This is a genomic window from Enterobacter sp. UPMP2061 (assembly GCF_053709615.1).
The window spans coordinates 1-21064 of the sequence record NZ_JBSKJP010000020.1; the positions used below are offsets into that span (position 1 = coordinate 1).

Genomic DNA, 21064 nt, shown 5'->3' on the forward strand with positions numbered 1-21064 from the left:
GACATTAAGAATCCATGTCACTTTGAGTGCCCACACAGATTGTCTGATAAATTGTTAAAGAGCAGTTGCGACGCGCTTCAGCGCTCTGCCGCGAGGTGGCGTATATTACGCTTTCCTCTTTCAGAGTCAACCCGTTATTTCAGGATTTTTTCTCTTCAACCGACCCGGTTGTTTGTGAAGTGATTCACATGTTCCGTGTCGATGGAGGCGCATTATAGGGAGTTCTCCGCAGGCCGCAACCGCTAAATGACAGAAAAATGACTGACTGCTGCATTCCACAGCAAAACCCCGCCTTATACCTTTTTACGCACAGACTTATCCACAATGATACGAAAAAGTAAAAATGTGCGAGCGTTGCGCAAACGTTTTCGTTAAAATGCTCGCGCTTCACAAGGATGCCTCGTCAGGTGTGTTAGATGAGTTTTTCACAGGAAAATTCATCTAACGCTCTCTGTAATCGTGAAATCCAGGGGATTTACCATGCAACAACGTCGTCCAGTCCGCCGCGCTCTGCTCAGTGTTTCTGATAAAGCCGGTATCGTCGAATTCGCTCAGGCACTTTCCGCACGCGGTGTGGAGCTGCTTTCTACAGGCGGTACCGCTCGCCTGTTAGCAGATAAAGGTCTGCCGGTAACCGAAGTGTCCGATTACACCGGTTTCCCGGAAATGATGGATGGACGCGTCAAAACCCTGCACCCGAAAGTGCACGGCGGTATTCTGGGCCGTCGCGGTCAGGACGACGGCATTATGGAGCAGCACAATATTGCCCCCATCGACATGGTGGTTGTTAACCTCTACCCGTTCGCCCAGACCGTTGCCCGCGAAGGCTGTTCTCTGGAAGACGCTGTTGAGAATATCGACATCGGCGGCCCGACCATGGTGCGCTCCGCAGCCAAGAACCATAAAGATGTGGCCATCGTGGTAAAGAGCAGTGACTACAACGCCATTATTAATGAGATGGATGCCAACGAAGGGTCCCTGACGCTTGAAACGCGTTTCGATCTCGCCATCAAAGCCTTCGAGCATACCGCCGCCTACGACAGCATGATCGCCAACTATTTCGGTAGCCTGGTACCTGCCTACCACGGTGAAAGCAAAGATCCATCTGGCCGCTTCCCGCGCACCCTGAACCTGAACTTCATTAAGAAGCAGGATATGCGTTACGGTGAGAACAGCCACCAGCAGGCTGCCTTCTATATAGAAGAAGAGGTAAAAGAAGCCTCTGTAGCGACTGCCCAGCAGGTTCAGGGCAAAGCGCTCTCCTATAACAACATTGCCGATACCGACGCCGCGCTGGAATGCGTGAAAGAGTTCAGCGAGCCAGCCTGCGTTATCGTCAAGCACGCCAACCCATGCGGCGTTGCGGTAAGTGCGTCTATTCTGGAAGCTTACGATCGCGCCTACAAAACCGACCCGACCTCCGCGTTCGGCGGCATTATCGCCTTCAACCGCGAGCTGGATGCGGAAACCGCGCAGGCCATCATCTCCCGTCAGTTTGTCGAAGTGATCATCGCGCCATCAGCATCCGAAGAGGCGCTGAAAATCACCGCGGCGAAACAGAACGTGCGCGTACTGGTTTGCGGCCAGTGGGCAGAGCGCGTTCCAGGCCTGGACTTCAAGCGCGTGAACGGCGGGCTGCTGGTTCAGGACCGCGATCTGGGTATGGTGGGCGAAGCCGATCTGCGTGTCGTCACCAAACGTCAGCCAACCGAGCAGGAACTGCGTGACGCGCTGTTCTGCTGGAAAGTGGCGAAGTTCGTGAAATCCAACGCCATCGTCTACGCCAAAGAGAACATGACCATCGGAATAGGCGCAGGCCAGATGAGCCGCGTTTACTCTGCGAAAATCGCGGGTATTAAAGCAGGTGACGAAGGTCTGGAAGTCAAAGGTTCCGCCATGGCCTCTGACGCCTTCTTCCCGTTCCGCGACGGTATCGATGCGGCCGCTGCTGTGGGCATCACCTGTGTGATCCAGCCTGGCGGTTCAATCCGTGATGACGAAGTGATTGCCGCTGCCGACGAGCATGGCATCGCAATGATCTTCACCGACATGCGCCACTTCCGCCATTAATTCCCGGAGCAGAAAATGAAAGTATTAGTGATTGGTAACGGCGGGCGCGAGCACGCCCTGGCGTGGAAAGCAGCGCAGTCTCCGCAGGTTGAAACCGTCTTTGTGGCACCGGGTAACGCCGGGACCGCGCTGGAGCCCGCGCTACAGAACGTCGCCATCGGCGTAACCGACATCCCGGCGCTGCTGAGCTTTGCCCAAAACGAGAATATCGATCTGACGATTGTTGGCCCGGAAGCACCGCTGGTGATCGGCGTTGTAGATGCCTTCCGCGCCGCGGGCCTGAAAATTTTCGGCCCAACGGAAGGGGCTGCGCAGCTGGAAGGCTCAAAAGCCTTCACCAAAGATTTTCTCGCGCGTCATAACATCCCGACGGCGGAATATCAGAACTTCACCGAGGTAGAGCCTGCTCTGGCTTACCTGCGTGAAAAAGGCGCGCCGATTGTGATCAAAGCCGACGGCCTGGCTGCCGGGAAAGGCGTTATCGTGGCGATGACCCTCGAAGAAGCGGAAGCCGCCGTGCAGGATATGCTGGCGGGTAACGCCTTTGGCGACGCGGGCCACCGCATCGTGATTGAAGAGTTCCTCGACGGCGAAGAAGCGAGCTTTATCGTGATGGTTGACGGCGAGCACGTTCTGCCGATGGCGACCAGCCAGGATCACAAGCGCGTAGGCAATGCCGACACGGGGCCAAACACCGGCGGGATGGGGGCTTACTCCCCTGCTCCGGTGGTCACTGACGAAGTACACCAGCGCACCATGGACCGCATCATCTGGCCAACCGTGAAGGGGATGGCTGCGGAAGGCAATACCTACACCGGTTTCCTTTACGCAGGCCTGATGATCGACAAGCAGGGTAACCCGAAGGTGATTGAATTCAACTGCCGCTTCGGCGATCCGGAAACCCAGCCGATCATGCTGCGCATGAAGTCCGATCTGGTTGATCTGTGTCTGGCGGCGTGCGAAGGCAAGCTGGACGAGAAAACTTCCGAGTGGGACGAGCGTGCCTCTTTAGGTGTGGTGATTGCTGCGGGTGGCTATCCGGGTAGCTACAACACCGGAGATGAGATCCACGGCCTGCCGCTGGAAGAGATTGACGGTGCGAAGGTGTTCCACGCCGGTACAAAGCTCTCTGACGACGACCGCGTGCTCACCAACGGCGGTCGCGTGCTGTGTGCGACCGCGCTGGGCCAGACCGTGGCAGAGGCGCAGAAGCGCGCCTATGCGCTGATGGCGGATATTCACTGGAATGGCAGCTTCAGCCGCCAGGATATCGGCTATCGTGCCATTGCGCGGGAGCAGGGAGAGTAATTTCCCCCTCACCCTAACCCTCTCCCTCAAGGGAGAGGGGACTTAAATCAAAAACTCTTTTCCGTCGGCTGCCAGGTGCAGAAATCTTCATTCGCCACCAGCAACAGCTGAGAGCCTTCCGGCGCTTCCAGCCATGCCACACTCACCTCCACAGATGAATGCCGCTGACGACGCTGAATGTGTTCGGTTGCCCAGGATTCAAGCTCAGGCTTCACCGTCTGCCCTTCGCAGGTGGTCACCGTGCCGTCGGCATGCCAGCGCCCCTGGCGCAGCACCACGCGGCCCTGACGCAGCGCATCGCTGGTCTGGCGGAGTTGTTCAGCACGGTAGCGGTAGAGAGCGACCTGATCGCTGGAAAGCTGCTGTTTCAGTCCACTGACCTCATGCTGCATAAAGCTCAGCTCGCCGTGGTCGTCGAAACGCACCTTCACGTGTTCGGGAGTCTTACTGTAGATATTCAGTTCAATGAGCGACAGCGCATCGCCCTGCCAGCGGTATTCTGCGGTCGAGGTGTTGCCGTTATGCCACGGGCTGAATGCGGTGAGCATATGGACTTCATCGCTGGAATCTTTGCGCCAGATCCTGACCGCACCCTGGTTGTCAGCGTAGCCGCTGGCGGTAAACGGGGGGAGTGAGGAATCATGGCTACAGGCAGACAGCAACAGTACGCCTGCCAGCGCGAGCGTTCCACGCCAGAATGACAAAAGGGGCGTTGCCGCCCCTTCGTTAAAACTGTTCACTGCCACGCGTCTTACTTAACTGCGTCTTTCAGTGCTTTACCAGAAACAAATGCCGGCACGTTAGCTGCGGCGATTTTGATTTCTTTACCGGTCTGCGGGTTGCGGCCAGTACGCTCAGCGCGGTGGTTCACTTTGAAGGTACCGAAACCAACCAGTTGTACAGCATCGCCTTCTTTCAGAGACTCAGTAATAGCAGCCAGGGTAGATTCCAGAGCAGCTTTAGCCTGCACTTTAGACAGATCAGCCTTGTCCGCAATTACATCAATCAGTTGAGTCTTGTTCATAAGTTATCCTTTCAATGTGTTTATCGCTTGCTAAGCATCGAGTGCGACGAAAATGCCAAAAAAGCACTCTCCTGCATACACGCACCGATAGCCACTTTTTTTCGCCCCCCAAATGTAGACCAGACGGGGGGCGAAAGGGAAGAGTCGAGGAGTGACAAAACAGGCGTTAAATCACGTTTTGTTGTCTCATTGGTTAAAAATTATACCAATATTGCTCTCACCGGCCTCGCGAAGGTCCGCGCGAAGCCCTTTGATCAGCTCAATATCACGTTCTTCACACTCCGCCAGCAGACGGAAAATTTCCCACTGAATATCCCATTCCTGTTCAACCGCCGGGTTAGCACGCAGCTCCTCGTCGGTCATTTCACGGCCTTCCTGGGTCATTTCCAGCATCGCAACGGTGGTAATGGATGCCTTACTGACTTCAATGGCGTGTTCCAGGGTTTCACCGCTCAGACGGGAGTGGATCAGCTCGCTCAACGCCACACAGGCATCAATGGCCGGGTAGACGCCATACAGGTCGAAATCATCCGCAGCCGGAATAGCCTCTTCCAGCTTTTCGAGCTGAGAGTCAAAATTTACCTTCGCATCTTTGACCGTCAGCGTCTCCCAGATTAAATCCAGGATACGACGATAAATCTGGCCTTCGCCAAACGCCGTCTGCTTGCAGAACGCGGCATAGTTGGGATACATGCGCTCGCACAGGCAAGCCATAAACGTCACGTGCTGCCAGCTTTCCAGCTTCTCAAGGCGCAGATGAATCGGGTTTTGTAACATGATGATGTCTCGAATCGAAAATTAGCCGCAGTTTACCTGAATCACGGCTGAATTTCCTGCCAACGAATGAATGCCGGACGTGAAGAGGCCACGGCGTCGGCCCAGCGGGTTGGCTCCGGTAAACGGTAGCCCTTCATACAGCGTTGCACCCACGCCAGGGCGCTATCCATGCTGACCCGATGCCCGGTGGCGATAAACAACGGGTTGCAGCGCGCTTTACTGCGCCAGACCCACGCCAGCTGCTCGCCTTTATGGATAAGCGGCGCCAGTGCGCCCGGTTCGGCAGAGAGCGGCTCAAACGCGCCGCACAGGCGTTTTTTCGCCACGCCGATGGTCGGCACGTCCACCAGCAGACCAAAGTGGCTGGCGACGCCTAAGCGACGCGGATGGGAGATACCATGCCCATCAACAAACAGCAGATCGGGTTTTCGCGAGAGTTGCTCCCACGCGGCCAGCAGCGCGGGATATTCGCGGAAGGAGAGAAAGCCGGGGATATAGGGCATGGTAGTGGCGATACGCGCCACCTTGTACTCCACCAGCTCCAGCGAAGGGTATTTCAGCACCACCATCGCCGCTCGCGTCACTTCACCGCCCTGCTCAAATCCGACGTCCGCCCCGCCAATGTACCGCGGAGGGTCCGTATCCAGACGATCCTCGCGGATCACTGATGAAGCCAGTTCGATTTGCTGAGCGCGTAGCGACGCGAGATCCATAACCACTCCTTACTTATGATACTGGGCAGAAAGCCGATGCACCGCCTCCACAAATACGCCAGCGTGTTCTGGCGGTACATCCTGATGAATACCGTGACCGAGGTTGAAGACGTGGCCTTCGCCCTGGCCGAAACCAGACAGTATAGTCGACACTTCTTCTTCGATACGGGCAGGCTCCGCATAGAGCATGGACGGGTCCATGTTGCCCTGGAGCGCCACTTTGTCCCCCACGCGACGGCGCGCATCGGCAATATCGGTGGTCCAGTCGAGGCCCAGCGCGTCGCAGCCGGTGGCCGCCATCGCTTCCAGCCACTGACCGCCGCCTTTGGTAAACAGCGTCACCGGCACGCGACGGCCTTCGTTTTCACGCAGCAGGCCATCGACAATTTTGTGCATGTAGTACAGGGAGAACTGCTGATAATCACGTCCGGTCAGCACGCCGCCCCAGGTGTCGAAAATCATCACCGACTGCGCGCCCGCTTTAATCTGCGCGTTGAGATAGAGCGTGACGCTCTTCGCCAGCTTGTCGAGCAGGGCATGCAGGGCCAGCGGCTCGGCGTACATCATCTTTTTGATGACGGTAAAGGCTTTGCTGCTGCCGCCTTCCACCATGTAGGTGGCCAGCGTCCACGGACTACCGGAGAAGCCAATCAGCGGCACGTCGCCTTTCAGTTCGCGGCGAATGGTGCGCACGGCGTTCATCACATAGCCCAGCTCGCCTTCAGGATCGGGGATCGGCAGCTTATCAACGTCGGCTTTGCTTTTGATCGGAGAGGTAAAACGCGGGCCTTCTCCGGTTTCGAAATAGAGCCCAAGGCCCATCGCATCCGGAATGGTGAGAATGTCCGAAAAAAGAATGGCGGCATCGAGCGGGAAGCGGCGCAGCGGCTGGAGCGTCACTTCACAGGCCAGCTCGGCGTTTTTGCACAGCGACATAAAATCGCCTGCCTGCGCGCGCGTGGCTTTGTACTCTGGCAGATAGCGTCCCGCCTGGCGCATCATCCACACCGGGGTGACATCAACGGGCTGGCGCAGCAGCGCACGCAGATAACGATCGTTCTTCAGTTCGGTCATTTTGCAGTTCCTTATTGCGTCAGTCCGTCAGTGTAACACTACTCATACTCGGCCCGACACATTGCCACGGTATCTTCTATCAGGCGACGCGCCACCGTTCCCGGCGGGGGCAGCAGCGGTAAATCGTCGTAGCGATACCAGTTCGCCTCCAGCAGCTCTTTCTGATCGATAACAATCTCGCCGCTGTCGTATTCCGCCATAAACGCGGTCATCAGGGACATCGGGAACGGCCACGGCTGCGACGTCACATAGCGCAGGTTTTTCACCTTAATGCCGCTCTCCTCCATCACCTCGCGCGCCACCGCCTGTTCCAGCGTTTCGCCGACTTCCACGAACCCGGCGAGGACGGTGTGAATGCCGTTGCGATGGCGGGTATGCTGCGCCAGCAGGATGGAATCATCACGGCGGATGGCGACAATGATGCACGGTGCGATTTGCGGGTAGTAGCGTTCACGGCAGTGGCCGCAGAGCATTGCCCACTCGGTTTTGCTCGGGTGCATGGTGTGGCCGCAGTAGCCGCAGTATTTGTGCGAGCGGTAAAACTCCGCCAGCTGCACGCCGCGCCCCGCCAGCTGGAACAGGCCGACATCCCGATCCAACACCTGACGAACGGATCCCATATCCTGACGACGAGCCTGTTGGATCAACCATACCGGATCGCCCTGCCACTCGCCGATCCGCAGCGCCGGTTGGCCGACGAGATCGAAGATGTCTGCCGCACCGTAGGGTATCTCCCCACCGGGCAGCCATAATTTTTGTTCGCGACTGACGATCCACCAACCCAGATCTGATTTTTCAATAATACGATCCATATCTATTGCACTACCTTCGCTTCACTGACATGTTGTTAGCATTATGGTTACATTTTGGATAAGCAGATCCCATTCTAAACCTTATGGAGTCGACCATGTTAAACCAGCTGGAAAGCCTGACTGAGCGCGTTGGAGGAAGTAACACCCTGGTGGATCGCTGGCTACATGTGCGCAAGCATCTACTCGTGGCGTATTACAATCTGGTTGGTCTTAAGCCTGGCAAAGAATCCTTTATGCGGCTGAATGAAAAAGCGCTGGACGACTTCTGTCAGAGCCTGGTCGACTACCTTTCCGACGGCCATTTCAACCTTTATGAACGCATTATCCGCGAAATGGAAGGGACAACGCCGTATTTAGCGGCCAGCAAACTCTGTCCGCTGCTGGAAGCCAACACCCAGCAGATCATGGACTACTACGATTCCACGCTAGAGAACGCTATCGATCACGATAACTATCTTGAGTTTCAGCAGGCGCTTTCCGACCTTGGCGAAGCGCTGGAAGAGCGATTCACGCTGGAAGACAAGCTCATCGCCCTCGTGCTGGACAACAACCTGAATATCAGCACCAGCGATAACGTTGCGCGCCCTGCTTGAGTTCTTAATCGTTAACGAGTAATTTACAACCATTCGCCCCTCTCACGAGGGGGATTTTTCTTGTCGGAGTGCCCAGTGTGAAAGCACGGGCTGAGACCGTTAATTCGGGATCCGCGGAACCTGATCAGGTTAATACCTGCGAAGGGAACAAGAGTCACACTGCTGTTGTATCGCCCCTGAGGCGATCTTCTCTTGCTTCATCCGTCGTCTGACAAGCCATGTCCTTCACATCTGGAATGAGCTATGTCTACAACAAAACTGACCCGCCGCGAACAGCGCGAACACGCACAACGCTTCATCGACACCCTGGAAGGCACCGCTTTCCCGAACTCAACGCGCATCTACATCACCGGTTCACAGGCTGATATCCGCGTGCCGATGCGCGAAATCCAGCTCAGCCCGACGCTTATCGGCGGCAGCAAAGAAAACCCGCAGTTTGAAGACAACGAAGCCGTGCCGGTGTATGACACCTCCGGCCCGTACGGCGACCCTTCTGTTGCTATCAACGTACAGCAGGGTCTGGCAAAACTGCGCCAGCCGTGGATTGACGCCCGTAACGACTGCGAAGAACTGAGCGTGCGCAGCTCGGCGTATACCAACGCGCGCCTGGCCGACGACGGTCTGGACGAGCTGCGCTTTACCGGCCTGCTGACGCCGAAACGCGCCAGAGCGGGTAAATGCGTGACCCAGCTGCACTACGCGCGCCAGGGGATCGTCACGCCGGAGATGGAGTTCATCGCCATCCGCGAAAACATGGGCCGCGAGCGCATCCGCAGCGAAGTGCTGCGCCACCAGCATCCGGGTGAAGGGTTTGGCGCTCGCCTGCCGGAAAACATCACGCCGGAATTTGTGCGTGACGAAGTGGCCGCCGGGCGCGCCATTATCCCTGCCAACATCAACCACCCGGAATCCGAGCCGATGATTATCGGCCGCAACTTCCTGGTGAAGGTCAACGCCAATATCGGCAACTCAGCGGTGACGTCATCCATCGAAGAAGAGGTGGAAAAGCTGGTCTGGTCGACGCGCTGGGGCGCGGACACGGTGATGGATCTTTCCACAGGCCGTTATATTCATGAAACCCGCGAGTGGATCCTGCGTAACAGCCCGGTGCCGATCGGTACCGTCCCGATTTATCAGGCGCTGGAGAAGGTCAACGGCATCGCCGAAAACCTCACCTGGGAAGCGTTCCGCGACACGCTGCTGGAGCAGGCGGAACAGGGTGTGGACTACTTCACCATCCACGCGGGCGTGCTGCTGCGCTACGTGCCGATGACGGCGAAACGTCTGACCGGTATCGTCTCACGCGGCGGTTCGATTATGGCGAAATGGTGCCTTTCCCATCATCAGGAAAACTTCCTCTACGAGCACTTCCGCGAAATCTGCGAGATCTGCGCCGCGTACGACGTCTCCCTGTCGCTGGGCGACGGCCTGCGTCCTGGCTCCATCCGCGATGCTAACGACGAGGCGCAGTTTGCCGAGCTGCACACGCTGGGCGAGCTGACCAAAATCGCCTGGGAGTACGACGTGCAGGTGATGATTGAAGGCCCGGGCCATGTGCCGATGCAGATGATCCGTCGCAACATGACCGAAGAGCTGGAGCACTGCCACGAAGCACCGTTCTACACCCTGGGGCCGTTGACCACCGATATTGCGCCGGGCTACGACCACTTCACGTCAGGCATTGGCGCGGCGATGATCGGCTGGTTCGGCTGCGCCATGCTCTGCTACGTGACGCCGAAAGAGCACCTCGGGCTGCCAAACAAAGAGGACGTGAAGCAGGGGCTGATCACCTACAAGATTGCCGCCCACGCAGCGGATCTGGCGAAAGGCCATCCGGGCGCGCAAATTCGCGACAACGCCATGTCCAAAGCACGCTTTGAATTCCGCTGGGAAGACCAGTTTAACCTGGCCCTCGATCCGTTCACCGCCCGCGCCTATCACGACGAAACCCTGCCGCAGGAATCGGGCAAAGTTGCGCACTTCTGCTCCATGTGCGGACCTAAATTCTGCTCGATGAAGATCAGCCAGGAAGTACGCGATTACGCCGCCGCGCAGACCATTGAAGTCGGCATGGCGGACATGTCGGAAACCTTCCGCGCGAAAGGCGGCGAAATCTACCTCAAAAAGGAGGAGGCGTAATGTACCAGCCCGATTTCCCCTCCGTGCCCTTCCGCTTAGGGCTTTACCCGGTGGTGGACAGCGTGGAGTGGATCGCCCGCCTGCTGGAAGCTGGCGTTCGCACCCTCCAGCTACGCATCAAGGATAAACGCGATGAAGAGGTGGAGGCCGACGTGATCGCCGCTATCGCGCTGGGACGTCGCTACCACGCCCGCCTGTTTATCAACGACTACTGGCGGCTGGCGGTTAAACACCAGGCGTACGGCGTGCATCTGGGACAGGAAGATCTGGAAACGACCGATCTCAACGCGATCCGTGACGCCGGTCTGCGGCTGGGCGTTTCTACCCACGATGATATGGAGATCGACGTGGCGCTGGCGGCCCGCCCCTCTTATATCGCGCTCGGGCACGTTTTCCCGACGCAAACCAAACAGATGCCGTCCGCTCCACAGGGTTTGACGCAGCTGGCGGCCCACGTTAAGCGCCTTGCCGATTACCCCACCGTCGCCATCGGCGGGATCAGCCTTGAACGTGCGCCCGCGGTGCTGGAGACCGGCGTCGGCAGTATCGCCGTCGTCAGCGCTATCACCCAGGCGGCAGACTGGCAGGCCGCCACCGCGCAGCTTTTACAACTGGCAGGAGCAGGTGATGAAAGATCGTGATTTTATGCGTTACAGCCGCCAGATCCTGCTGGAGGATATCGCCATCGAGGGGCAGCAAAAGCTGCTCGCCAGCCGGGTACTGATTGTCGGTCTGGGCGGATTAGGCACCCCCGCCGCGCTGTATCTGGCCGGCGCGGGCGTGGGCACGCTGGTGCTGGCCGATGACGACGAGGTACATCTCAGCAATCTGCAACGGCAAATTCTCTTTACGACAGAAGATATCAACCAGCCTAAAGCGCACGTTACGCGCCAGCGGCTGAACCAGCTTAACCCCGATATCGAACTGGTCGCACTCCAGACGCGGCTGAGCGGGGAAGATCTGCAACGCGAAGTGGCCCTTGCCGACGTGGTGCTGGACTGTACGGACAATATGGCGACACGTCAGGCCATCAACGCGGCCTGTGTTGCGCAGAACACGCCGCTGATCACCGCCAGCGCGGTCGGTTTCGGTGGGCAAATAATGGTGCTTACGCCGCCGTGGGCACAGGGCTGCTACCGCTGCCTGTGGCCGGACGAGGCTGAACCGGAGCGTAACTGCCGCACGGCAGGCATTCTGGGCCCGGTGGTGGGCGTGATGGGTACTCTTCAGGCGCTGGAGGCCATCAAGTTGCTCAGCGGCATGGAGACAGAACGCAACACGCTGCGGCTGTTCGACGCCCGCTCCAGCGGCTGGCGTCATCTGGCGTTAAACCGTGCCAGCCACTGCCCGGTATGCGGAGGCCGCAATGCGCATTCTGTTTAACGATGAGCCGATGACGTGCGACGACGATCTCACCGTTGCCGCCCTGCTCGACATGCTGCGCCAGCTGAAGCCGGGAACGGCGCTGGCGCTCAATCAACAGATCCTGCCGCGCGAGCGGTGGGATCATCAGCAGGTCAATGAGGGCGACCAGATCCTGCTGTTTCAGGTTATCGCAGGGGGCTGAGATGTTACGTATTGCCGACAAAGTCTTTGATTCACATCTGTTTACCGGAACCGGAAAATTCGCCTCCCCGCAACTGATGGTGGATGCCATTCGTGAAAGTGGCAGCCAGCTGGTGACGCTGGCGATGAAGCGCGTGGATCTGCGTCAGCACAACGATGCCATACTTGCGCCGTTACTGGAGGCAGGCGTGACGCTCTTACCGAATACCTCCGGTGCGAAAACGGCCGAGGAAGCAATTTTCGCTGCGCAACTGGCGCGGGAAGCGCTCGGCACCCGCTGGCTGAAGCTGGAAATTCATCCGGACGCCCGCTGGCTGTTGCCCGATCCGATCGAAACCCTGAAAGCGGCAGAGAAGCTGGTGCAGCAGGGATTCACCGTTCTGCCCTACTGTGGTGCCGACCCCGTGCTCTGTAAGCGTCTGGAAGAGGTCGGCTGCGCGGCCGTAATGCCGCTGGGCGCCCCCATTGGCTCCAACCAGGGGCTGGAGACCCGCGCGATGCTGGAAATCATTATTGAGCAGGCGACCGTGCCCGTGGTGGTGGATGCGGGCATCGGCGTACCCAGTCACGCCGCGCAGGCGCTGGAGATAGGGGCCGATGCGGTGCTGGTCAATACCGCGATTGCGGTGGCCGACGACCCGGTGATGATGGCGCGTGCGTTCCGCCTTGCCGTGGAGTCCGGTCTGCTGGCTCGGCAGTCCGGCCCCGGCTCGCGCAGTGTTCAGGCGCAGGCCACCAGCCCGCTGACCGATTTTCTGGAGGCGCTCTGATGGCTACCTTTACCGATCGCTGGCGTCAGCTTAACTGGGACGATATTGCCTTACGCATCAACAGTAAAACCTCTGCGGACGTAGAGCGGGCATTAACAGCCAAACATTTGACGCGCGAGGATTTGATGGCCCTGCTTTCTCCGGCAGCCAGCGCGTACCTTGAACCAATGGCCCAGCGCGCGCAACGCCTCACCCGCCAGCGTTTTGGCAACACGGTGAGCTTTTACGTGCCGCTCTATCTTTCTAACCTGTGCGCCAACGACTGCACCTACTGTGGTTTCTCCATGAGCAACCGTATTAAGCGTAAAACGCTGGATGAGCATGAGATCGCCCGCGAGTGTGCGGCTATTCGTGAGATGGGTTTTGAACATCTCCTGCTGGTGACGGGTGAACATCAGGGCAAAGTGGGGATGGACTATTTTCGCCAGCATCTTCCAGCCATCCGCCGCGAATTTGCCTCGTTGCAAATGGAAGTGCAGCCTCTGTCGCAGGAGGAATATGCGGAGCTGAAAACCCTCGGGCTGGACGGCGTAATGGTTTATCAGGAAACCTACCATGAGGCGACCTATGCCCGGCATCACCTGAAAGGGAAGAAGCAGGATTTCATCTTCCGGCTGGAAACGCCGGACAGGCTGGGGCGCGCCGGTATCGATAAAATTGGGCTGGGCGCGCTTATCGGTCTGTCCGACAGCTGGCGGGTGGACTGCTATATGGTGGCGGAGCATCTGCTGTGGCTACAGCAGCAGTACTGGCAAAGCCGCTATTCCATCTCTTTCCCGCGGCTGCGTCCCTGTACGGGAGGCGTTGAACCCGCCTCGCTGATGGATGAGCGCCAGCTGGTGCAAACCCTGTGTGCATTTCGCCTGTTCGCGCCGGAAGTGGAATTGTCGCTCTCCACGCGTGAATCCCCCGCGTTTCGCGATCGCGCGATCCCGCTGGCGATCAATAACGTCAGCGCCTTTTCCAAAACGCAGCCGGGCGGTTACGCGGACGATCACCCGGAACTGGAACAGTTTGCACCGCACGACGGCCGACGGCCCGAAGCGGTGGCGGAAGCCCTGACTGCACAGGGGCTACAGCCGGTGTGGAAAGACTGGGATAGCTGGCTGGGAAGAGCCTCGCATTAGCGCTGAAACTGTCTGCAAAAATGCGAAAAGGTTACGAGGCGGCTCGTAAGATCATAACCGGGCGATTGAGGCGATCTGCCCGGTTTTCTTATGCTTAACCACGTCAGCAACGGACGCTGACCAGGGTGAAAATGCTTCTTCCTCGTTTCGCCCTGCCCTCCGCCTCTTAAACAAAATTCAATTGATACAATAAATACGTCGTTTCTTATCTACGCTTAAGATAAATCATCTCGTCGGTAATCGCCTTCTGTATAATTTACTACCAGCAACCGGACAGCGACTATGCTGAGGGTATCGACAGACGCAACGCGTCTACCATCTGGATTGATGTACAACTCATGGCACTCCACAGTAAAAAGCTCTCTTTTACCCGGCCAATTATGGTCAGCTTCGCGGGGATCCTGTTCAGTTTCGCGCTGATCGCCATCCTGGTCATCCTTTCACAGAGAAAGGATTTTCTTGAGGATTATCATAAAATTAATGGTAATTTCACCCATAATCTGGCGGTGAACTATACCGAATCCATCCTGCGAGAAAATGACTATATTCTTGGTCGCGCTGCGATGTACTTCGCCCGTAACGACAGAGTAAATCAGACAATAAATATCGATCCGACACACGGTTTGCAGATGTTGATGCATTTGCAGAACCTGATGCCGACGGTGTCGTCTATCTCTCTGGCGGACACAGAAGGGCGCCATCTGCGCGCGCCGGAAGTGCTGCCAACGGAGAAAAGTAAGTCGTTCGACGCCAGAACCCGCCCATGGTTTGTCGGGCAAGCGGAAGCCAGCAACTTTCCTCACTACACCCGCCCCTATCTGGACTATTTCACCCAACATCCTACTGTCACCCTCTATAAGCCGGTCATTTCACCGGAAGGCCGTCTGAAGGGCACGCTCGCTTTCCATCTTGATTTAACGTCCATGGGGTATACCCTGCGCCAGATGGTGGCGCCGGTTCAGGGTGAGTTTTTTGTCGTGGAGCGTGAGGGCGCCGTTGTGCTGCATCCGGACACGGGGGCGCTCTTTAAGCAGTACGTAAGCGAAGCGCTGATGGACAAAATGACCAGCGGCGAAGGCCATCTTTTCGACCCCAAAAGTAAAACCTGGTATTACTACTACTCTTTCACCAATCCGGACTGGTTTGTGATTTATCGGGTCTCCGATGCCACGCTTACCGTCATCACCCGGCATGAAACCACCGTCGTCGGCTGGGGATTTGCGCTGGCGGCAATCATCATCATTTTGTTCGGGCTTTACCTTCGTCATGCCTCGCGTTCTGTGCTGATGAACATTATCAACGCCATCAAAACCGGCGACGTCAACCAGGCACCACGCCTTGAGGCGATGCTCAGCCATACCATTCGAACCAATAAAGAACGCGAGCTGGCCTATGTCCGTCAGGCCACCCATGATGCGCTGACAGGCTGCAAAAATCGCCGTGCGTTCGATAACGATGTGGATGAGCTGCTGACCGCTCATCAACCCTTCGTTCTGGCGCTGATCGACATCGATAACTTCAAATCCATTAACGACACCTGGGGCCACCTGAGCGGGGATATTGTGCTGCGCAACGTGGCGCGGGAAGGTATTCAGATCATGCAGCCGCACCACGTTTCCGTTTACCGCTACGGTGGAGAAGAGTTCGGCGTGATATTCCCGGCCGAGCTGATGAACTCCGCGCACGCGCTACTGGAAGCCTGGCGCACCGCCGTTGAAAAGCGGACCTGGCGGGAAGAGAACCTGCGAGTGACCTTCAGCGCCGGGATGGGAGAGTGGCACTTCGAACCGCTGGAACAATTTATCGGTAGCGTAGATGAAGCGCTGTATACCGCTAAACAACAGGGTAAAAACCGCATCGTAAGCACGGCCTGCCGATAATACCCTTCCTCAAATTCTGCCCGATCTGACGGGCAGAATGCTCTCCGCTGTAAAATTGTAACCGGTTTCAGAAAAATGCCGATTTCTTTGTGATGCCTGACACACAATCGCGGTAAAGCGGTTGTTGAAGCGGTCTGCACGGGATAATTATCAATAAACACATGTAGATCGAGGCTGACTATGAAGAACATCGTTTTATGCTGTGCAGCGGGAATGTCAACCAGCATGCTGGTTCAACGTATGAAAGATGCCGCGCAGAAAAAAGGAGTCGAAGTAACCATTAAAGCCGTTCCGGTCGCGGAGTTTAAAGATAACATCGCGACGGCTGATATCGTATTACTGGGGCCACAGGTTAAATACGAACAGGCAAAACTCCAGGCGCAGGCCGATCCGCTCGGAAAAAAGGTTGCGGTCATCGACATGATGGATTACGGCATGATGAAAGGTGATGCCGTACTGGAAAAAGCGCTCAAACTTCTGGAGTCATAATGGAAGACTTAGAAACCACGATTATGGAACTGCTGGTCAACGCAGGCGCAGCGCGCAGCGCGGCCCTGACGGCGTTACAGATGGCGCGAAAAGGCGACTTTGATGAAGCCGAGAAAGCGATGGAAGAATCGCGTGAATATGTGAAACATGCGCATACGATCCAGACGCAGCTTATCGGTCTTGATGAAGGGACCGGGAAACTTCCGGTTAACCTGATCACCGTTCACTCTCAGGATCACCTGATGAACGCGATGGTTATTCAGGATCTGGCGGGCGATATGATTGAGCTTTATCGACGTATCCCGTTAGTGAACTGAAGACATACAGATGTAAAAAAACCCGCCGAGGCGGGTTTTTTATTGTCGGGTGGCGCTACGCTTACCCGACCTGTGATTCATATGCCCGGTAATTTTACCTACCGGGCATCAACGATTACTCGTTGTCGGAACCGCCCAGACCTGCGTTCAGCAGTTCTGCAAGGCTCGCGGATGCATCTTCGGCAGTCACCTGCGGTGCAGCTGGCAGTTCGCCCGCTGCGCGACGACGCATACGATCCTGGTGGTACGCATAACCGGTACCGGCCGGGATCAGACGACCCACGATAACGTTCTCTTTCAGACCGCGCAGTTCATCACGTTTACCTGCAACAGCCGCTTCGGTCAGGACACGAGTGGTTTCCTGGAACGATGCAGCAGAGATGAAGGACTCGGTTGCCAGAGACGCTTTGGTGATACCCAGCAGATCGCGTGCGAAGGTCGCACCGATTTTGCCGTTCGCTTCCAGATCGCGGTTAGCGATCTTAACGCGTGAGTATTCAACCTGCTCGCCTTCCAGGAAGTCGGAGCTGCCCGCGTTTTCGATGGTTGCTTTACGCAGCATCTGACGAACGATAACTTCAATGTGTTTATCGTTAATCTTAACGCCTTGCAGACGGTATACGTCCTGTACTTCGTTAACAATGTAACGGGTAACAGCATGCACACCACGCAGACGCAGGATGTCGTGCGGCGCTTCTGGACCATCGGAAACCACGTCACCACGTTCTACGCGTTCACCTTCGAACACGTTGAGCTGACGCCACTTAGGAATCATCTCTTCGTACGGCTCGCTGCCATCTACTGGCGTAATAACCAGGCGGCGCTTACCTTTGGTCTCTTTACCGAAGGAGATGATACCGCTGATTTCAGCCAGGATCGCAGGCTCTTTCGGACGACGTGCTTCGAACAGGTCCGCAACGCGTGGCAGACCACCGGTGATGTCCTTGGTACCGCCGGATTCCTGAGGAATACGCGCCAGGGTGTCACCAGAGCTGATCTGTACGCCATCTTCCAGCTGTACAATCGCTTTACCCGGCAGGAAGTACTGCGCAGGCATATCGGTACCAGGGATCAGAACGTCGTTGCCCTGAGCATCAACGATTTTCAGTGCAGGACGCAGATCTTTACCGCCGGTAGTACGTTCAGCAGAATCCAGAACCACCAGAGAAGACAGACCGGTCAGCTCGTCGGTCTGACGAGTAATGGTCTGGCCGTCGATCATGTCAGTGAAGCGGATGAAACCACTTACTTCGGTGATAACCGGCATGGTGTGTGGATCCCAGTTTGCAACGGTTTCACCGCCAGCAACCTGCTCGCCATCACCTTTCGCCATAACCGCACCGTAAGGCACTTTATAGCTCTCTTTGGTACGACCGAATTCGTCGATCAGCTTCAGCTCGGTGTTACGGGAAGTGATAACCAGTTTACCGCTGGAGTTCACAACCGACTTCGCGTTGCTGAGCTTGATGCTACCTTTGTTTTTCACCTGGATGCTGGATTCAGCAGCCGCACGAGATGCCGCACCACCGATGTGGAACGTACGCATCGTCAGCTGTGTACCCGGCTCACCGATGGACTGTGCCGCGATAACGCCGATAGCCTCACCTTTGTTGATGATGTGGCCACGCGCCAGGTCACGACCGTAGCAGTGCGCACACACACCAAAGTCGGTGTCACAGGATACAACGGAACGCACTTTCACGGAGTCAACAGAGTTCGCTTCCAGCAGGTCACACCACTGTTCGTGCAGCAGGGTGTTGCGTGGAACCAGAATGTCTGCGGTGCCCGGCTTCAGAATGTCTTCCGCGGTCACACGACCCAGTACGCGATCGCGCAGCGGCTCTTTAACATCACCACCCTCGATAACCGGGGTCATGGTGATACCTTCGAGGGTGCCACAATCGTCTTCGGTGACGACCAGATCCTGCGCAACGTCAACCAGACGACGCGTCAGATAACCGGAGTTCGCCGTTTTCAGTGCGGTATCCGCCAGACCTTTACGCGCACCGTGCGTGGAGATGAAGTACTGGAGTACGTTCAGACCTTCACGGAAGTTCGCGGTGATTGGCGTTTCGATGATGGAGCCATCTGGCTTCGCCATCAGACCACGCATACCTGCCAGCTGACGAATCTGTGCCGCAGAACCACGCGCACCGGAGTCGGCCATCATGTAGATGCTGTTGAAGGAGACCTGCTGCTCTTCTACGCCGTCACGGTTAATCACGGTTTCGGTTTGCAGGTTATCCATCATCGCTTTAGATACACGATCGTTCGCCGCAGCCCAGATATCGATAACTTTGTTGTAACGTTCGCCTGCGGTTACCAGACCAGACTGGAACTGCTCCTGGATCTCAGCAACTTCAGCTTCCGCTTCAGAGATGATCTCGTGTTTCTTCTCTGGGATGACCATGTCATCGATACCAACAGATGCACCTGAACGCGCTGCATAAGCAAAGCCGGTGTACATTGTCTGGTCAGCGAAGATAACGGTCGGCTTCAGACCCAGAATGCGGTAACAGGTGTTCAGCATTTTGGAGATCGCTTTCTTGCCCAGCGCCTGGTTGACGATGGAGAAAGGCAGACCTTTCGGTACGATCATCCACAGAATGGCACGGCCAACGGTCGTGTCTTTCAGGCTGGTGTGCGCAACGAACTCGCCGTTTTCATCTTTTTCGTATTCGGTGATACGCACTTTAACGCGCGCATGCAGAGAGGCCAGGCCAGCGCGATAAATACGCTCAGCTTCTTTCGGGCCAGTCAGCACCATGCCTTCGCCTTTGGCGTTAACACAGTCACGGGTCATGTAGTACAGACCCAGTACAACGTCCTGAGAAGGAACGATGATAGGTTCACCGTTCGCTGGAGACAGGATGTTGTTGGTAGACATCATCAGCGCACGCGCTTCGAGCTGGGCTTCCAGCGTCAGCGGTACGTGAACAGCCATCTGGTCACCATCGAAGTCGGCGTTATAGGCCGCACAAACCAGCGGGTGCAGCTGGATCGCTTTACCTTCGATCAGGACTGGCTCAAAGGCCTGGATACCCAGACGGTGCAGAGTTGGTGCACGGTTCAGCAGTACCGGGTGTTCGCGGATCACTTCGTCCAGGATATCCCAAACGACAGCTTCTTCACGCTCAACCATTTTCTTCGCGGCTTTGATGGTGGTGGCGAGGCCACGCAGTTCCAGCTTGCCGTAGATGAACGGTTTGAACAGCTCCAGTGCCATTTTCTTCGGCAGACCGCACTGATGCAGACGCAGGTATGGACCTACGGTGATTACAGAACGACCGGAGTAGTCAACACGCTTACCGAGCAGGTTCTGACGGAAACGACCCTGCTTACCTTTGATCATGTCGGCCAAAGATTTCAGAGGACGTTTGTTAGAACCGGTGATCGCACGACCACGACGACCGTTATCCAACAGGGCATCGACTGCTTCCTGAAGCATACGTTTTTCGTTGCGTACGATGATGTCCGGCGCAGCCAGATCCAGCAGACGTTTCAGACGGTTGTTACGGTTGATCACGCGACGGTACAGATCGTTCAGATCCGACGTTGCGAAACGACCACCATCCAGCGGAACCAGCGGACGCAGATCTGGCGGCAGAACCGGCAGAACGGTCAGGATCATCCACTCTGGTTTGTTACCAGACTGAACGAACGCTTCCAGCAGTTTGATACGCTTGGTCAGCTTTTTACGCTTGGTTTCGGAGTTGGTTTCGTTCAGCTCTTCGCGCAGAGTTTCACACTCTTGCTCCAGATCCATGCTCTTCAGCAGGGCCTGGATAGCTTCCGCACCCATCTTCGCGTCGAATTCGTCACCGAACTCTTCCAGCGCGTCCAGATACTGTTCTTCGGTCAGGATCTGGTTACGTTCCAGATTGGTCATCCCGCCTTCGATAACCACATAAGATTCGAAGTACAGAACACGTTCGATATCGCGCAGCGGCATATCCAGCAGCAGACCGATACGGGACGGCAGAGATTTCAGGAACCAGATGTGAGCGGTCGGAGACGCCAGCTCGATGTGGCCCATACGCTCACGGCGTACTTTGGTCTGGGTCACTTCAACGCCGCACTTCTCACAGATCACACCACGGTGTTTCAGGCGCTTGTACTTACCGCACAGGCACTCGTAATCTTTTACTGGCCCGAAAATACGCGCACAGAAAAGGCCGTCACGCTCAGGTTTGAACGTACGGTAGTTAATGGTTTCCGGCTTTTTAACTTCACCGAAAGACCATGAACGGATCATGTCTGGCGAAGCCAGAGCAATTTTGATCGCATCAAACTCTTCGGTTTTAGTTTGCGCTTTCAGAAACTTTAATAAGTCTTTCACGGATTTGCTCCCGTCGGAGTTAGCACACTCTGCTGTCGGGCGTTAACCCGACAGCAGTGACCTGTT

19 protein-coding genes and 1 riboswitch are annotated in these 21064 nt (G+C 56.5%); of the genes, 12 read left to right on the forward strand and 7 right to left on the reverse strand.

Features of this window, described 5'->3' with window-relative positions:
• The first annotated feature begins 480 nt into the window (after nt 1-480).
• Both purH and purD read left to right on the forward strand, forming a co-directional pair.
• On the forward strand, nt 481-2070 hold the full coding sequence (purH, locus tag ACWKXX_RS21940) for a bifunctional phosphoribosylaminoimidazolecarboxamide formyltransferase/IMP cyclohydrolase (protein ID WP_023295751.1): 1590 nt from the start codon (nt 481-483) through the stop codon (nt 2068-2070).
• 15 nt (nt 2071-2085) lie between these two features.
• Nucleotides 2086-3378, forward strand: coding sequence for a phosphoribosylamine--glycine ligase (gene purD / locus ACWKXX_RS21945; protein WP_015569963.1), 1293 nt, complete (start codon nt 2086-2088; stop codon nt 3376-3378).
• 47 nt (nt 3379-3425) lie between these two features.
• On the opposite strand, the gene ACWKXX_RS21950 is transcribed toward purD, so the two are convergent.
• The 6 genes from ACWKXX_RS21950 to nudC all read right to left on the reverse strand — a co-directional run bounded on the left by ACWKXX_RS21950 (nt 3426) and on the right by nudC (nt 7778).
• Complete coding sequence (locus ACWKXX_RS21950) at nt 3426-4118, reverse strand: DUF1481 domain-containing protein (protein ID WP_017384076.1); 693 nt, start codon at nt 4116-4118, stop codon at nt 3426-3428.
• An 11-nt stretch (nt 4119-4129) separates the two neighbouring features.
• On the reverse strand, nt 4130-4402 hold the full coding sequence (gene hupA / locus ACWKXX_RS21955) for a nucleoid-associated protein HU-alpha (protein ID WP_002445246.1): 273 nt from the start codon (nt 4400-4402) through the stop codon (nt 4130-4132).
• Nucleotides 4403-4588: 186 nt separating this feature from the next.
• Complete coding sequence (locus tag ACWKXX_RS21960; RefSeq protein WP_003862310.1) at nt 4589-5179, reverse strand: YjaG family protein; 591 nt, start codon at nt 5177-5179, stop codon at nt 4589-4591.
• 41 nt (nt 5180-5220) lie between these two features.
• Entirely contained in the window at nt 5221-5892 is a 672-nt protein-coding gene (gene nfi, locus ACWKXX_RS21965; RefSeq protein WP_023302920.1) for a deoxyribonuclease V, read from the reverse strand.
• 9 nt (nt 5893-5901) lie between these two features.
• Nucleotides 5902-6966 (reverse strand): uroporphyrinogen decarboxylase, encoded by a 1065-nt coding sequence (gene hemE / locus ACWKXX_RS21970; RefSeq protein WP_261665815.1) that lies wholly within the window; start codon nt 6964-6966, stop codon nt 5902-5904.
• A gap of 38 nt (nt 6967-7004) precedes the next feature.
• A complete protein-coding gene (gene nudC / locus ACWKXX_RS21975; RefSeq protein ID WP_032672123.1) occupies nt 7005-7778 on the reverse strand; it encodes an NAD(+) diphosphatase in 774 nt (257 codons plus the stop codon).
• Nucleotides 7779-7873: 95 nt separating this feature from the next.
• Between nudC and ACWKXX_RS21980 the strand changes: the two genes are divergently transcribed.
• The 10 genes from ACWKXX_RS21980 (at nt 7874) to ACWKXX_RS22025 (ending at nt 16659) form a co-directional block, all read left to right on the forward strand.
• The gene (locus ACWKXX_RS21980; RefSeq protein ID WP_017384077.1) at nt 7874-8371 is read left to right on the forward strand and encodes an Rsd/AlgQ family anti-sigma factor; all 498 of its coding nucleotides are present in this window, start codon (nt 7874-7876) and stop codon (nt 8369-8371) included.
• Between the two features lie 54 nt (nt 8372-8425).
• Nucleotides 8426-8535, forward strand: a riboswitch (TPP riboswitch).
• Nucleotides 8536-8614: 79 nt separating this feature from the next.
• Nucleotides 8615-10510, forward strand: a complete 1896-nt coding sequence (gene thiC, locus ACWKXX_RS21985; RefSeq protein WP_017384078.1) for a phosphomethylpyrimidine synthase ThiC — start codon at nt 8615-8617, stop codon at nt 10508-10510.
• The gene (gene thiE / locus ACWKXX_RS21990) at nt 10510-11151 is read left to right on the forward strand and encodes a thiamine phosphate synthase (protein WP_032672126.1); all 642 of its coding nucleotides are present in this window, start codon (nt 10510-10512) and stop codon (nt 11149-11151) included. Before thiC ends, thiE begins: the two co-directional genes overlap by 1 nt.
• Nucleotides 11138-11893, forward strand: a complete 756-nt coding sequence (thiF, locus tag ACWKXX_RS21995; protein WP_023302918.1) for a thiazole biosynthesis adenylyltransferase ThiF — start codon at nt 11138-11140, stop codon at nt 11891-11893. Before thiE ends, thiF begins: the two co-directional genes overlap by 14 nt.
• Entirely contained in the window at nt 11877-12077 is a 201-nt protein-coding gene (gene thiS / locus ACWKXX_RS22000) for a sulfur carrier protein ThiS (protein ID WP_062939282.1), read from the forward strand. The genes thiF and thiS overlap by 17 nt, the downstream gene beginning before the upstream one ends.
• Before the next feature lies 1 nt (nt 12078).
• Entirely contained in the window at nt 12079-12846 is a 768-nt protein-coding gene (thiG, locus tag ACWKXX_RS22005) for a thiazole synthase (protein ID WP_015569972.1), read from the forward strand.
• Nucleotides 12846-13973 (forward strand): 2-iminoacetate synthase ThiH, encoded by a 1128-nt coding sequence (thiH, locus tag ACWKXX_RS22010; RefSeq protein WP_015569973.1) that lies wholly within the window; start codon nt 12846-12848, stop codon nt 13971-13973. The genes thiG and thiH overlap by 1 nt, the downstream gene beginning before the upstream one ends.
• 338 nt (nt 13974-14311) lie before the next feature.
• Nucleotides 14312-15853 carry a sensor domain-containing diguanylate cyclase gene (locus tag ACWKXX_RS22015; protein WP_261665819.1) on the forward strand — a complete coding sequence of 514 codons (1542 nt, stop codon included), beginning with the start codon at nt 14312-14314 and terminating at the stop codon, nt 15851-15853.
• A gap of 180 nt (nt 15854-16033) precedes the next feature.
• Entirely contained in the window at nt 16034-16342 is a 309-nt protein-coding gene (locus ACWKXX_RS22020) for a PTS sugar transporter subunit IIB (protein ID WP_010425948.1), read from the forward strand.
• Nucleotides 16342-16659, forward strand: coding sequence for a PTS lactose/cellobiose transporter subunit IIA (locus tag ACWKXX_RS22025; RefSeq protein WP_003862327.1), 318 nt, complete (start codon nt 16342-16344; stop codon nt 16657-16659). The genes ACWKXX_RS22020 and ACWKXX_RS22025 overlap by 1 nt, the downstream gene beginning before the upstream one ends.
• Before the next feature lie 115 nt (nt 16660-16774).
• Here ACWKXX_RS22025 and rpoC read toward each other — a convergent pair whose 3' ends face one another.
• Nucleotides 16775-20998 carry a DNA-directed RNA polymerase subunit beta' gene (rpoC, locus tag ACWKXX_RS22030; RefSeq protein WP_017384083.1) on the reverse strand — a complete coding sequence of 1408 codons (4224 nt, stop codon included), beginning with the start codon at nt 20996-20998 and terminating at the stop codon, nt 16775-16777.
• Nucleotides 20999-21064: the final 66 nt, after the last annotated feature.

Coding starts and splice junctions, on each gene's coding strand:
- ACWKXX_RS21980 (WP_017384077.1), top strand. CDS start 7,874: ATGTTAAACCAGCTGGAAAGCCTGACTGAGCGCGTTGGAGGAAGTAAC.
- thiH (WP_015569973.1), top strand. CDS start 12,846: ATGGCTACCTTTACCGATCGCTGGCGTCAGCTTAACTGGGACGATATT.
- thiE (WP_032672126.1), top strand. CDS start 10,510: ATGTACCAGCCCGATTTCCCCTCCGTGCCCTTCCGCTTAGGGCTTTAC.
- nfi (WP_023302920.1), bottom strand. CDS start 5,892: ATGGATCTCGCGTCGCTACGCGCTCAGCAAATCGAACTGGCTTCATCA.
- hupA (WP_002445246.1), bottom strand. CDS start 4,402: ATGAACAAGACTCAACTGATTGATGTAATTGCGGACAAGGCTGATCTG.
- thiG (WP_015569972.1), top strand. CDS start 12,079: ATGTTACGTATTGCCGACAAAGTCTTTGATTCACATCTGTTTACCGGA.
- ACWKXX_RS22015 (WP_261665819.1), top strand. CDS start 14,312: ATGGCACTCCACAGTAAAAAGCTCTCTTTTACCCGGCCAATTATGGTC.
- nudC (WP_032672123.1), bottom strand. CDS start 7,778: ATGGATCGTATTATTGAAAAATCAGATCTGGGTTGGTGGATCGTCAGT.
- ACWKXX_RS21960 (WP_003862310.1), bottom strand. CDS start 5,179: ATGTTACAAAACCCGATTCATCTGCGCCTTGAGAAGCTGGAAAGCTGG.
- thiF (WP_023302918.1), top strand. CDS start 11,138: ATGAAAGATCGTGATTTTATGCGTTACAGCCGCCAGATCCTGCTGGAG.
- purH (WP_023295751.1), top strand. CDS start 481: ATGCAACAACGTCGTCCAGTCCGCCGCGCTCTGCTCAGTGTTTCTGAT.
- purD (WP_015569963.1), top strand. CDS start 2,086: ATGAAAGTATTAGTGATTGGTAACGGCGGGCGCGAGCACGCCCTGGCG.
- thiC (WP_017384078.1), top strand. CDS start 8,615: ATGTCTACAACAAAACTGACCCGCCGCGAACAGCGCGAACACGCACAA.
- ACWKXX_RS22025 (WP_003862327.1), top strand. CDS start 16,342: ATGGAAGACTTAGAAACCACGATTATGGAACTGCTGGTCAACGCAGGC.
- thiS (WP_062939282.1), top strand. CDS start 11,877: ATGCGCATTCTGTTTAACGATGAGCCGATGACGTGCGACGACGATCTC.
- hemE (WP_261665815.1), bottom strand. CDS start 6,966: ATGACCGAACTGAAGAACGATCGTTATCTGCGTGCGCTGCTGCGCCAG.
- ACWKXX_RS22020 (WP_010425948.1), top strand. CDS start 16,034: ATGAAGAACATCGTTTTATGCTGTGCAGCGGGAATGTCAACCAGCATG.